The following is a 13266-nucleotide window of genomic DNA, read 5'->3' as shown; positions in this document are numbered from 1 at the left end:
CGGCAATCAGGCAATCAGGCAATCAACCAATCAGCCCACCACCTTCGCTACCGCCTGCGCGAAACGCAGCATCCCTTCCTCGATATCCGCGTCTTCCACCACCAGCGACGGCGCGAAACGCATCACGTCCGGCCCGGCATTCAGCACCATCACCCCTTCGTGCGCGGCGGCGTAGAGGAAATCGCGCGCCCGGCCTTTAAACTGCGGCTTCAGCTCGGTGCCAATCAGCAGCCCCATGCCGCGAATATCGCTGAAAATATCGAACTGCTGATTAATTTTCTGCAAATGATGCACAAACGTCTGACGTTTGCCCTGAATACCTTCCAGCACTTCCGGGGTGTTGATGATATCAAACGCGGCATCTGCAACCGCACAGGCCAGCGGATTACCGCCGTAAGTGGAACCGTGCGAACCCACGTGGAACGCGGAGGCAATTTCCTGAGTGGTCAGCATGGCGCTCACCGGGAAACCGCCGCCGAGCGCCTTGGCGCTGGTGAGGATATCCGGCGTCACGCCGTAGTGCATATAGGCAAATAAATCGCCGGTACGCCCCATCCCACACTGCACCTCATCAAAGACCAGCAGCGCCTGGTGCTGGTCGCAAAGTTCACGCAGACCTTGCAGGAATTCCGGGGTTGCCGCAGTGACGCCGCCTTCTCCCTGAATGGGCTCCACCACCACCGCGCAGGTGTGATCGTCCATCACCGCTTTTACCGCATGCAGATCGTTAAACGGCACATGGATGATATCCGCTGGTTTTGGTCCAAAGCCGTCGGAATATTTCGGTTGCCCACCAACAGATACGGTAAACAGCGAACGACCGTGAAACGCATTATGAAAGGCGATGATTTTGGTTTTGAACGGGCTGTGGCGTACGCAGGCATAATGACGCGCCAGCTTAAAGGCGGTTTCATTGGCTTCGGTACCGGAGTTCATGAACAGCACGCGTTCAGCAAAGGTCGCATCAATGATTTTACGACCTAAGCGCAACGCTGGTTCGTTGGTGAAAACGTTACTGGTGTGCCACAGGGTTTCACCCTGGGTTTTTAACGCCTCAACCAGCGCCGGATGGCAATGCCCTAACGCGGTAACTGCAATGCCGCCCGCAAAATCAACATACTCTTTGCCCTGTTGATCCCAGACTCGACTCCCTTTTCCTTTTACCGGGATAAACTCAGCCGGTGCATAAATCGGCAGAATTACTTCATCGAATGTCGCGCGCGTAATCGCAGTTTGTTCAGTTGCCATGTCATTACCACCCTGTTAAGCAGAAATGCTAGTGAAATTATAATCACAAAATATGAATAAAAAATCACTGAATAGCAACCACAAATCACCGTTGGAGGAAATTATCCAGCAGCTGATGCCCCTGTTCGCTGAGAATACTCTCCGGGTGAAACTGCACACCTTCCAGATCCCACTCGCGGTGGCGAATGCCCATTATCTCTTGTGTTTCACTCCAGGCCGTCACTTCAAAGCAGTCAGGAAGCGTTTCGGGGGCAACCACCAGAGAATGGTAGCGTGTCACGGTTAATGGGTTGGCGAGTCCCTGAAAAACCCCCTGCCCGTTATGCGTAATCGGCGAGGTTTTACCATGCATCACTTTTGCTGCCCGAACCACGGTCGCGCCAAACGCCTGCGCCATCGCCTGGTGACCAAGACATACACCCAGCAGGGGAATTTTGCCCGCAAAATGGCGAATAACATCCAGCGAGATACCGGCATCATCCGGCGTGCATGGGCCGGGGGAAATCACGATTTTTTGCGGATTCAGCGCGTCGATTTGCGACAGCGTCAGCTCGTCGTTACGCCTGACGAGGACATCAGCACCCAGTTCGCAGAAGTATTGGTACAGGTTCCAGGTAAAAGAATCATAGTTATCGATAAGCAGGATCATGGCGGCTCCGGTACATAAGAACCGCGCTATTCTACTCAGTTTCCGGGGCTTCGCTTACCACTTTACGAAATATCGCCCGCAGAGCGGTCAGGTCGCCCATCGCCCCGCTCTGGTTCGCCTGGTTCCACTCCTCAACCTGAATGTCATCCCAGCTCAGCATATACCCGGCATGGATCGCTAGCTGTTCGAAGAAAATACGCTGCGCGAGACCGCTACCAATACGAAACGGATGCAGCACATTGATTTCGCAATAATAGTGTGCAAGGCGGTCGACGAATTTTTCTTCCGGCAATCCCACCAGCCAGGACTCCTCTTCCAGGTCCTGCATCAACGCATTACCCTCTTTCTCGATATAGGCGAAATGGCAAAAGCGAGTATCACCCTGGTAGATATCAACTTCCCGCAGTTGTCCCGCCCAGTCGAAAAGATCCTGGTATAACTGGCGATGAATGGCGCACAGGTGTGGCAGGCCACGCTTTAAAGGCCCCAACTCAACCGTCGCGGCGCGCAGTGCTGTTAATTCGTATGCCGCTTGTGCCAGACGCTGGGCCTGATGAATCCCCAGGCGGTTACGCATCACATTCAGACCGGGGTACAGATAAGGGTCGCGTCCATCACCGAATTTATCGCTCATAGTGCCTCCTCAACTCGTCCAGACGCGCCAGGGCGTCTTCCGCACTCAGAGTAACCCGTGGAATATCCACGCCTTCCAGTCGTCGACTTCCCTGGAAATTGACATTACGCCGTTGCTCCCAGAGCCTGGACTTTTGTTTATCGGTGAGTTTTTTCACGTGACCTCCCTGAATGTAAGCGGCACTTGCCACAAGTATAAGCAGCAATTTCGGGTTACGCAGAGAAGGGAGAGAACGCGGGCAGGAACTGCCCGCGCAAAATACGATTACGGCAGGACTTTAGCAGAAAGGATAACAATCGGTTTTGACGGGACATTCTGGTAAGGGCCAACATCATGGGTCTGTACCTGAGAGATCTTATCTGCAACATCCATACCTTTCACAACTTTACCGAACACAGCATAGCCAAAGTCGCGTTGGCCATGATCGAGAAAAGCGTTGTCTGCAATGTTGATAAAGAACTGGCTGGTCGCGCTGTCTTTATCCGCTGTACGCGCCATCGCAATCGTACCGCGGGTGTTACGCAGACCGTTATCGGCTTCATTCTTGATTGGCGGGTTAGGTTTCTTCTGCTGCATCTGCTCGGTGAAGCCGCCGCCCTGTACCATAAAGCCTGGGATCACACGGTGGAACGTGGTGTTGTTATAAAAACCACTGTTCACATAATCGACAAAGTTTTGCACTGAAACCGGGGCTTTCTGGCTGTTCAGCTCCAGCTCGATGTTACCAGCTGAGGTGGTCAGCAGGACATGTGGGTCACCTTTTGCTGCCAGTGCTGCAGGAGAGAGCGCGGAAAGAGCGAGAACAGCTGCAACAGCCGCCAGAGTCGATTTGAGCATGAGAAGTCCTTAACAAGAGCAGAAATGAAGCAAGTGAAGTGATTCTAAAGAGCCTTCAAGGACAAGGCCATCCCTTTACTTAATTTTACGTATCTGAAACAAATGTAACTGCATAACCGGAATACTCATTGTGATCTAGCTCACATACAAAAATGTAACGGAGCAAGTTATTGCCATTAAACATTTAAATACGTCACTAAAACGCCTAAAATCTGCCCGCTCACGGCGCAATCAATGCGTCTTACACTTCTATACAGGCCAGTCATGACTAACAGCAATCGCATTAAGCTCACATGGATTAGCTTTCTCTCCTACGCCCTGACAGGCGCGTTGGTAATTGTCACCGGGATGGTGATGGGAAATATCGCAGATTACTTCCATTTGCCCGTTTCCAGTATGAGTAACACCTTCACCTTCCTGAATGCCGGCATCCTGATTTCTATCTTTTTGAATGCCTGGCTGATGGAAATTGTGCCCCTGAAAACCCAGTTGCGCTTTGGCTTTATCCTGATGGTTCTGGCGGTCGCCGGACTGATGCTCAGCCATAGCCTGGCCTTGTTCTCAGCAGCAATGTTTGTACTGGGGCTGGTGAGCGGTATCACCATGTCGATTGGTACGTTCCTGGTCACGCAGATGTATGAAGGTCGCCAGCGCGGTTCCCGCCTGCTGTTTACGGACTCCTTCTTCAGCATGGCTGGCATGATCTTCCCGATGGTGGCGGCATTTCTGCTAGCGCGCAGCATCGAATGGTACTGGGTTTATGCCTGCATCGGCCTGGTATATGTTGCCATTTTCCTGTTGACCTTCGGTTGCGAATTCCCGGCGCTGGGCAAACACGCGCAGCAGTCAGACGCACCGGTAGTAAAAGAAAAATGGGGCATTGGCGTACTGTTCCTGTCCATTGCGGCTCTGTGCTACATCCTCGGCCAGCTTGGTTTTATCTCGTGGGTGCCGGAATATGCCAAAAGCCTGGGCATGAGCCTGGGTGATGCGGGTAAACTGGTCAGCGACTTCTGGATGTCTTACATGGTTGGTATGTGGGCGTTTAGCTTTATTCTGCGTTTCTTCGATTTGCAGCGCATCCTGACGGTACTGGCGGGTTTGGCCACCGTCCTGATGTATCTGTTTATCACCGGTACGCCGGAGCATATGCCGTGGTTCATTCTGACGCTGGGCTTCTTCTCCAGCGCGATTTATACCACCATTATTACCCTCGGTTCCCAGCAGACGAAGGTCGCCTCACCTAAACTGGTTAACTTCATTCTGACCTGCGGCACCATCGGTACCATGCTTACTTTCGTCGTCACTGGCCCGATCGTCGCTCATAGCGGTCCAATGGCGGCACTGCAAACAGCTAACGGCTTGTATGCCGTTGTGTTTGTGATGTGCTTTATCCTTGGGTTTGTTACGCGCCATCGCCAGCATAACGCGCCGGCCACGCATTAATCACTCTGCCGGATGGTGTCCTCACCATCTGGCACATCCCTGGCATCCCTTCCTCCATTGGTGATGTAGGCCAATTCATACAAAAACCCCTTAATTTGTGCGCTTTTTATACAAACACGAAAAGCCAGTCAATTCCGTAACTTATAAAAATGTAGGTAAATCAGTTATATACCTCTTAAGGAGTATATGAGGGCGAATTTGATTTGTATCAATAAGCGGGGTAGCTGAATCGTTAAGGTAGGCGGTAATAGAAAAGAAATCGAGGCAAAAATGAGCAAAGTCAGACTCGCTATTATCGGTAATGGTATGGTCGGCCATCGCTTTATTGAGGATCTTCTTGATAAATCCGACGCTGCCAATTTTGATATTACCGTCTTCTGTGAAGAACCCCGCAAAGCGTACGACCGCGTACACCTGTCTTCCTACTTCTCCCACCACACCGCCGAAGAGCTTTCTCTGGTGCGTGAAGGATTCTACGAGAAGCACGGCGTTAAGGTATTAGTCGGCGAGCGCGCAATTACCATCAACCGCCAGGAGAAGGTGATCCACTCCAGCGCGGGTCGTACGGTTTATTACGATAAGCTGATCATGGCGACTGGCTCTTATCCGTGGATCCCGCCGATTAAAGGTTCGGAAACCCAGGACTGCTTCGTTTACCGCACCATTGAAGACCTCAACGCCATTGAGTCTTGCGCGCGCCGTAGCAAACGCGGTGCTGTCGTCGGCGGTGGCCTGCTGGGCCTGGAAGCCGCCGGTGCGCTGAAAAACCTCGGCGTTGAAACCCACGTGATTGAATTCGCTCCGATGCTGATGGCTGAACAGCTGGATCATATGGGTGGCGAGCAGTTACGTCGCAAAATTGAAAGCATGGGCGTGCGTGTGCACACCAGCAAAAACACGAAAGAGATTGTCCAGGAAGGCGTCGACGCGCGCAAAACCATGCGTTTTGCCGATGGTAGCGAACTGGAAGTCGACTTTATCGTTTTCTCTACCGGTATTCGTCCACGCGACAAACTGGCTACCCAGTGCGGTCTGGACGTCGCTCCGCGCGGTGGGATCGTGATTAACGACACCTGCCAGACTTCTGACCCGGACATCTATGCCATCGGCGAATGCGCCAGCTGGAACAACCGTGTATATGGTCTGGTGGCTCCCGGCTACAAAATGGCGCAGGTCGCCGTTGACCATATCCTCGAAACCGAAAATGCCTTTGAAGGCGCAGATTTAAGCGCCAAGCTGAAGCTACTCGGCGTTGACGTTGGCGGGATTGGCGACGCACATGGCCGCACACCGGGTGCGCGCAGCTACGTTTACCTCGACGAGAGCAAAGAAGTCTACAAACGCCTCATTGTCAGCAAAGATAACAAAACGCTGCTCGGCGCGGTTCTGGTGGGCGACACCAGCGATTACGGCAATCTGCTGCAACTGGTGCTGAACGCTATCGAACTGCCGGAAAACCCGGACTCGTTGATCCTGCCAGCACACGCGGGCAGCGGTAAACCCTCTATCGGTGTCGATAAACTGCCGGACAGCGCGCAGATTTGTTCCTGCTTCGACGTCACCAAAGGCATGCTGGTTGCTGCTATCAATAAAGGTTGCCACACCGTTGCGGCGCTGAAAGCTGAAACCAAAGCCGGTACCGGCTGCGGCGGGTGTATCCCGCTGGTAACGCAGGTCCTGAACGCTGAACTGGCGAAACAGGGTATTGAAGTTAACAACAACCTGTGTGAACACTTCCCGTACTCGCGTCAGGAACTGTTCCATCTCATTCGCGTAGAAGGCATTAAAACCTTCGAAGAGTTGCTGGCAAAACACGGGAAAGGCTACGGCTGTGAAGTGTGTAAACCTACCGTCGGTTCCCTGCTGGCCTCGTGCTGGAATGAGTACATTCTCAAACCTCAGCACACGCCGCTGCAAGACACCAACGACAACTTCCTGGCGAATATCCAGAAAGACGGCACCTACTCCGTGATCCCGCGCTCCGCTGGCGGTGAAATCACACCGGAAGGCCTGGTGGCCGTGGGACGTATCGCACGTGAATTTAACCTGTATACCAAAATCACCGGTTCTCAGCGTATTGGCCTGTTCGGCGCGCAGAAAGATGACCTGCCGGAAATCTGGCGTCAGTTGATTGAAGCCGGTTTCGAAACCGGTCATGCCTATGCTAAAGCGTTGCGTATGGCGAAAACCTGCGTGGGCAGCACCTGGTGCCGCTACGGCGTGGGCGATAGCGTCGGTTTCGGCGTCGAGCTGGAAAACCGCTACAAAGGCATTCGTACGCCGCATAAGATGAAGTTCGGTGTCTCTGGCTGTACCCGTGAATGCGCGGAAGCCCAGGGCAAAGACGTGGGTATCATCGCCACTGAAAAAGGCTGGAACCTGTACGTTTGCGGTAACGGCGGGATGAAACCTCGTCACGCCGATCTGCTGGCGGCAGATATCGATCGTGAAACGCTGCTGAAGTATCTCGATCGCTTCATGATGTTCTACATCCGCACTGCCGACAAACTGACCCGTACCGCACCGTGGTTAGACAACCTGGAAGGCGGCATTGAGTATCTGAAATCGGTCATCATCGACGACAAGCTGGGCCTGAACGAGCATCTGGAAGAAGAGATGGCCCGTCTGCGTGAAGCGGTGGTATGCGAGTGGACAGAAACCGTTAACACCCCATCCGCGCAGGTTCGCTTCAAGCACTTCATCAACAGCGACAAACGCGATCCGAACGTCCAGGTGGTGCCTGAACGTGAACAACATCGTCCGGCAACGCCTTATGAGCGTATCCCGGTGACTCTGGTGGAGGAGAACGCATGAGCCAGTGGCAAAACATCTGCAAAATCGATGACATTCTGCCTGCAACAGGCGTCTGCGCCCTGTTAGGTACTGAACAGGTCGCAATTTTCCGCCCGTATCACAGTGACCAGGTGTTTGCGATCAGCAACATCGATCCGTTCTTTGAGTCCAGCGTGCTTTCTCGTGGCTTGATCGCTGAGCATCAGGGCGAACTGTGGGTCGCCAGCCCGCTGAAAAAACAGCGCTTTCGTTTAAGCGACGGACTGTGCATGGAAGACGAACAGTTCTCCGTGAAACATTACGAAGCGCGCGTGAAAGACGGCATGGTGCAGTTGCGCGGTTAATAAACTTTTGGGAGGCGCAACGCCTCCCCTTTTTTGACGTATTTGTAGGTCTTTTATTGGTAGGCCTGATAAGCGTAGCGCCATCAGGCAATTGCAAAAGCACATTGCCGGATGGCGGCATAAATGCCTTATCCGGCCTACGGTTAAGATTTTTTTTATTTTTTTGTACTTCAAGGATAATCAAATGTTTACTGACACTATTAATAAGTGTGCGGCTAATGCTGCGCGCATCGCACGCCTGTCGGCTAATAATCCGCTCGGATTCTGGGTCAGTTCGGCAATGGCAGGGGCCTATGTCGGTCTCGGCATCATTCTTATTTTCACCCTCGGCAATCTGCTCGACCCGTCCGTACGTCCTCTGGTAATGGGTGCAACCTTTGGTATCGCCTTAACGCTGGTCATTATCGCGGGTTCTGAACTGTTTACCGGTCACACCATGTTCCTGACGCTCGGCGTCAAAGCGGGTACCATCAGCCACGGTCAAATGTGGGCAATTTTACCGCAAACCTGGCTGGGTAATCTGGTCGGTTCCGTGTTTGTCGCTCTGCTTTACGGTTGGGGTGGCGGCAGCTTGTTGCCGGTAGATACCAGCATCGTCCATTCGGTTGCACTGGCGAAAACTACCGCGCCTGCGACGGTACTGTTCTTCAAGGGCGCGCTGTGTAACTGGTTGGTTTGTCTGGCAATCTGGATGGCAATCCGTACCGAAGGCGCAGCGAAATTCCTCGCTATCTGGTGGTGTCTGCTGGCGTTTATTGCTTCCGGCTACGAACACTCGGTTGCCAACATGACGCTGTTTGCCCTCTCCTGGTTCGGCCACCACAGCGAAGCCTATACCCTGGCCGGAATTGGTCATAACCTGCTGTGGGTGACACTCGGTAATACTTTGTCCGGTGTCGTATTCATGGGATTGGGTTATTGGTATGCTACGCCAAAATCGGAGCGTCCGGCTCCGGCAAAAATCAATCAGCCAGAGGCTGCTGCCAATAATTAAGGGGTAATGTCGTGGATCATTTGCCTATATTTTGTCAACTACGTGACCGTGACTGCTTGATCGTCGGCGGTGGTGATGTCGCAGAACGCAAAGCGCGGTTATTGCTGGAAGCGGGCGCCCGTTTAACGGTTAATGCGCTGGCGTTTATTCCGCAGTTCACCGTATGGGCAAATGAAGGCATGCTGACGCTTGTTGAGGGGCCGTTCGATGAATCCCTGCTCGATCCTTGCTGGCTGGTTATCGCCGCCACCGATGACGATGCCGTCAACCAAAGCGTCAGCACCGCCGCAGAATCACGCCGTATTTTCTGCAACGTGGTCGATGCGCCAAAAGCAGCCAGTTTTATCATGCCCTCCATTATCGACCGCTCGCCGCTGATGGTGGCGGTCTCGTCTGGCGGCACTTCGCCGGTGCTGGCCCGTCTGCTGCGTGAAAGACTCGAATCCATACTGCCTCAGCATCTTGGCCAGGTCGCACAGTATGCGGGCAAGCTGCGTTCCCGGGTTAAAAACCAGTTTGCCAGTATGGGTGAACGTCGCCGCTTCTGGGAAAAATTGTTCATTAATGACCGCCTGGCGCAGTCGCTGGCAAACAACGATCGGAAAGCTGTCGAGGAAACCACCGAGCAGTTGCTCAGCGAACCACTGGATCACCGTGGTGAAGTGGTGCTGGTTGGCGCCGGTCCTGGCGATGCCGGACTACTAACGCTGAAAGGGCTGCAGCAGATCCAGCAAGCCGACGTAGTGGTTTATGACCGTCTGGTTTCCGACGATATTATGAACCTCGTGCGCCGCGATGCGGACCGGGTATTCGTCGGTAAACGCGCGGGTTACCACTGCGTACCGCAGGAAGAAATCAACCAGATCCTGCTGCGTGAAGCGCAACAAGGCAAGCGCGTGGTACGACTAAAAGGTGGCGACCCGTTCATCTTTGGACGCGGTGGCGAAGAGCTGGAAACGCTTTGCCACGCCGGTATTCCATTCTCCGTTGTGCCGGGTATAACCGCGGCTTCCGGTTGCTCCGCTTATTCTGGTATTCCACTGACCCATCGCGATTACGCGCAAAGTGTTCGTCTGGTTACCGGACACCTGAAAACCGGCGGCGAGCTGGACTGGGAAAATCTGGCGGCAGAGAAACAGACGCTGGTGTTCTATATGGGACTGAATCAGGCGGCCACAATTCAGGAAAAACTGATCGAATTTGGCATGCAGGCCAATATGCCGGTTGCGCTGGTAGAAAACGGTACCTCCGTGAAGCAACGCGTCGTCAACGGTGTGCTGACGCAGCTCGGGGAATTAGCGCAACAGGTTGAAAGCCCAGCACTGATTATCGTCGGTCGCGTGGTTGGACTACGCGATAAGCTGAACTGGTTCTCGAATCATTAATTGAATGTAAATACATGCCCTGATATTCAGGGCATGTATTTATCATCCAGCAGAAATAAATAATAAACGAAATACGCTACATGCTCACTTCAGCAAACCAATTATTAATTAAAATATAACCGCCCAGTAATCCAATTCATTAATTATATAATTTACATAAAGCTTGTTATGTCCTTATCCGGACTACTTAAATTTTATTTAAGTTGATATCTTAACCGTCGAGAAATGGATTTCATCCATTTTAAAAATAGGTATCTTACAAGGATTTTAACATGCTGAAATTTGCAAAAATCACCATTGTCGCTGGGGTTCTGGCTACACTGACCGCATGTACGGGTCATATTGAAAACAAAAAAAACAACTGCAGCTACGATTATTTCCTGCATCCAGCAATTTCAATTTCTAAAATTATTGGTGGCTGTGGTCCGGCTGCAGACCAGTAATAGATGCTATTGCGCAGATACAAAAAAACCGGGGATTCCCCGGTTTTTTTGCAACGCAGAAAATATTACGGTCTGGCGACAAAACCAATCGCTTCGTAAACGGCTTTCAGCGTAACAGACGCGCGTGCGCTGGCTTTTTCCGCACCGTCTTTCATTACTTTCTGCAGGAAAGCTTCATCGTTACGGAAACGGTGATAACGTTCCTGAAGCTCGGTCAGCATGCCGGAAACGGCCTCCGCGACTTCACCTTTCAGATGACCATACATTTTGCCTTCGAAGTGCTGTTCCAGCTCAGGAATACTCTGGCCGGTGACGGCAGAAAGGATATCCAGCAGGTTCGAAACGCCCGCTTTTTCTTTCACGTCGTAACGAACAACAGGCGGCTCTTCCGAGTCAGTCATCGCTCGTTTGATTTTTTTGACCACAGATTTAGGATCTTCCAGCAGACCGATCACGTTGTTGCGGTTGTCATCCGACTTGGACATTTTTTTCGTCGGCTCCAGCAGCGACATCACGCGCGCGCCGGATTTAGGGATGAACGGTTCCGGTACTTTGAAGATGTCGCCATACAGCGCGTTGAAGCGCTGAGCGATATCGCGGCTCAGTTCAAGATGCTGTTTCTGATCTTCGCCAACCGGTACCTGATTGGTCTGATACAGCAGAATGTCTGCCGCCATCAGCACCGGATAATCAAACAGACCGGCGTTGATGTTCTCTGCGTAACGTGCAGATTTATCTTTGAACTGGGTCATACGGCTCAGCTCGCCGAAATAGGTGTAGCAGTTCAGCGCCCAGCCTAACTGTGCGTGTTCCGGTACGTGCGACTGAACGAAAATGGTGCTTTTTTCAGGATCGATCCCGCATGCCAGATACAGCGCCAGCGTATCCAGCGTTGCTTTACGCAGTTGCTGAGCATCCTGACGAACGGTAATGGCATGTTGGTCAACGATGCAGTAGATGCAATGGTAGTCATCCTGCATGTTCACCCACTGACGCAGCGCACCCATATAGTTGCCAATGGTCAATTCACCTGAGGGCTGTGCGCCACTAAAAACGATGGGCTTAGTCATTTTTCGATTCCTGATTTTCGCTATGCGGAAGCCCGAGAGCGGGCAATAGTTCATTAATGCGGTTGTACATGACATCGGGCTCGCTCAATGCGATAGACTCACCGTAGTTGTAGCCATACGTCAGACCAACGGACGGACAACCAGCAGCCTTAGCCGCCTGAATATCATTACGAGAATCCCCTACGAAGAGCATTTGCTCAGGCTTGATGCCAAGCTTACTTGCCACCAGCAGCAGCGGATCCGGGTGTGGTTTTTTATTCTGCACGTCGTCACCACCGATGACCACGCTGAAGTATTTGGCGATATCTAACGCCTCGAGCAATGGCGCGACAAACGGGGTTGGTTTGTTGGTCACCAGACCCAGCGGCAAACCTTTAGCATGCAACGCGCCCAGCGTGTCGGCAACATCAGGGAACAGGAATGTCCCCTCTTCTGCGACATCGCCGTAGTACCTGTCGAACAGCTTACGCAAAATACGTACCTGTTCCTCGGCAGGAATATCATCATCAATGGGGGGTTTACCCATCGTTTTACGTAATGTCGCGCGCTCCTGACGAGACCATGCCAGCGCGCGCTCCATCAGTACATCTGCACCATTACCAATCCAGGTGATTACACGTTCTTCACCAGCAACCGGCAGTTCCAGCGCATACAGCGCCATATCCACCGCTGCGGCTAATCCCGGCGCGCTGTCGACCAGCGTGCCGTCGAGGTCAAAAGCGGCGCCCCGAATATCCTGAAACTTATCCATGACTTACCTTCGCCAGTTCATTGCGCATTTCATCAATGACTTTTTTGTAGTCTGGTTGGTCGAAAATAGCGGAGCCTGCAACAAACATATCTGCACCCGCCGCCGCGATTTCACCGATGTTGTTCACCTTGACGCCACCATCAACTTCCAGGCGGATGTCATAGCCAGATTCATCAATACGACGACGCACTTCACGCAGCTTATCCAGCGTTTGCGGGATGAAAGACTGTCCGCCAAAGCCTGGGTTAACGGACATCAGCAGGATCACATCCAGCTTATCCATGACGTAGTCCAGGTAGCTCAAAGGCGTTGCCGGGTTAAAAACCAGGCCCGCTTTACAGCCATGCTCTTTGATCAGCTGCAAGGTACGATCAACGTGCTCGGAGGCTTCTGGATGGAAAGTAATGATGCTGGCGCCAGCGGCGGCGAAGTCAGGGACAATACGATCGACCGGTTTCACCATCAGGTGAACATCAATCGGGGCGGTGATGCCATATTTACGCAGCGATTTCAGAACCATCGGTCCGATGGTCAGGTTCGGTACGTAGTGATTGTCCATGACGTCGAAGTGTACTACATCGGCACCGGCAGTCAGCGCTCTCGCGGTGTCTTCGCCCAGGCGGGCAAAATCAGCCGACAGAATTGAGGGGGCGATCAAATACTGTTTCATCC

14 protein-coding genes are annotated in these 13266 nt (G+C 52.6%); 6 read left to right on the top strand and 8 right to left on the bottom strand.

Annotated features, from left to right (window positions below; genetic code table 11):
• Positions 1-30: 30 nt before the first annotated feature.
• The 5 genes from ICA20_RS01960 to ppiA form a co-directional block, all read right to left on the bottom strand.
• A complete protein-coding gene (locus ICA20_RS01960) occupies positions 31-1248 on the bottom strand; it encodes an aspartate aminotransferase family protein (protein ID WP_038634808.1) in 1218 nt (405 codons plus the stop codon).
• Positions 1249-1333: 85 nt separating this feature from the next.
• A complete protein-coding gene (pabA, locus tag ICA20_RS01955; protein WP_038634811.1) occupies positions 1334-1897 on the bottom strand; it encodes an aminodeoxychorismate synthase component 2 in 564 nt (187 codons plus the stop codon).
• Between the two features lie 31 nt (positions 1898-1928).
• Complete coding sequence (locus tag ICA20_RS01950) at positions 1929-2531, bottom strand: putative adenosine monophosphate-protein transferase Fic (protein WP_038634813.1); 603 nt, start codon at positions 2529-2531, stop codon at positions 1929-1931.
• Entirely contained in the window at positions 2521-2688 is a 168-nt protein-coding gene (locus ICA20_RS01945; protein WP_069323810.1) for a YhfG family protein, read from the bottom strand. Before ICA20_RS01945 ends, ICA20_RS01950 begins: the two co-directional genes overlap by 11 nt.
• Before the next feature lie 107 nt (positions 2689-2795).
• Positions 2796-3368 (bottom strand): peptidylprolyl isomerase A, encoded by a 573-nt coding sequence (ppiA, locus tag ICA20_RS01940; protein WP_003023595.1) that lies wholly within the window; start codon positions 3366-3368, stop codon positions 2796-2798.
• A 264-nt stretch (positions 3369-3632) separates the two neighbouring features.
• Here ppiA and tsgA point away from each other — a divergent pair, with 264 nt between their 5' ends.
• From tsgA to ICA20_RS01910, 6 genes are all read left to right on the top strand, one after another.
• Entirely contained in the window at positions 3633-4814 is a 1182-nt protein-coding gene (gene tsgA / locus ICA20_RS01935; protein WP_038634817.1) for an MFS transporter TsgA, read from the top strand.
• Between the two features lie 270 nt (positions 4815-5084).
• A complete protein-coding gene (gene nirB / locus ICA20_RS01930; RefSeq protein ID WP_038634820.1) occupies positions 5085-7628 on the top strand; it encodes an NADPH-nitrite reductase large subunit in 2544 nt (847 codons plus the stop codon).
• The gene (nirD, locus tag ICA20_RS01925; protein ID WP_038634824.1) at positions 7625-7951 is read left to right on the top strand and encodes a nitrite reductase small subunit NirD; all 327 of its coding nucleotides are present in this window, start codon (positions 7625-7627) and stop codon (positions 7949-7951) included. Before nirB ends, nirD begins: the two co-directional genes overlap by 4 nt.
• Before the next feature lie 184 nt (positions 7952-8135).
• A complete protein-coding gene (gene nirC, locus ICA20_RS01920) occupies positions 8136-8945 on the top strand; it encodes a nitrite transporter NirC (protein ID WP_038634827.1) in 810 nt (269 codons plus the stop codon).
• An 11-nt stretch (positions 8946-8956) separates the two neighbouring features.
• Positions 8957-10330, top strand: coding sequence for a siroheme synthase CysG (cysG, locus tag ICA20_RS01915; protein WP_038634829.1), 1374 nt, complete (start codon positions 8957-8959; stop codon positions 10328-10330).
• Positions 10331-10602: 272 nt separating this feature from the next.
• Positions 10603-10773, top strand: a complete 171-nt coding sequence (locus tag ICA20_RS01910) for a YhfL family protein (protein ID WP_006687392.1) — start codon at positions 10603-10605, stop codon at positions 10771-10773.
• Positions 10774-10838: 65 nt separating this feature from the next.
• Here the strand turns inward: ICA20_RS01910 and trpS are convergent, their stop codons facing one another.
• Genes trpS through rpe form a run of 3 tightly spaced genes read right to left on the bottom strand, consistent with a single transcriptional unit; the run spans position 10839 to position 13264 of the window.
• The gene (gene trpS, locus ICA20_RS01905) at positions 10839-11843 is read right to left on the bottom strand and encodes a tryptophan--tRNA ligase (protein ID WP_038634836.1); all 1005 of its coding nucleotides are present in this window, start codon (positions 11841-11843) and stop codon (positions 10839-10841) included.
• Entirely contained in the window at positions 11836-12594 is a 759-nt protein-coding gene (gph, locus tag ICA20_RS01900) for a phosphoglycolate phosphatase (RefSeq protein WP_038634839.1), read from the bottom strand. Before gph ends, trpS begins: the two co-directional genes overlap by 8 nt.
• A complete protein-coding gene (gene rpe / locus ICA20_RS01895) occupies positions 12587-13264 on the bottom strand; it encodes a ribulose-phosphate 3-epimerase (protein WP_003023561.1) in 678 nt (225 codons plus the stop codon). Before rpe ends, gph begins: the two co-directional genes overlap by 8 nt.
• Positions 13265-13266: the final 2 nt, after the last annotated feature.

It is taken from the genome of Citrobacter sp. C5_2 (assembly GCF_014596845.2).
GTDB lineage: Bacteria > Pseudomonadota > Gammaproteobacteria > Enterobacterales > Enterobacteriaceae > Citrobacter > Citrobacter werkmanii.
This window is presented reverse-complemented; position numbering and strand designations above follow the sequence as displayed.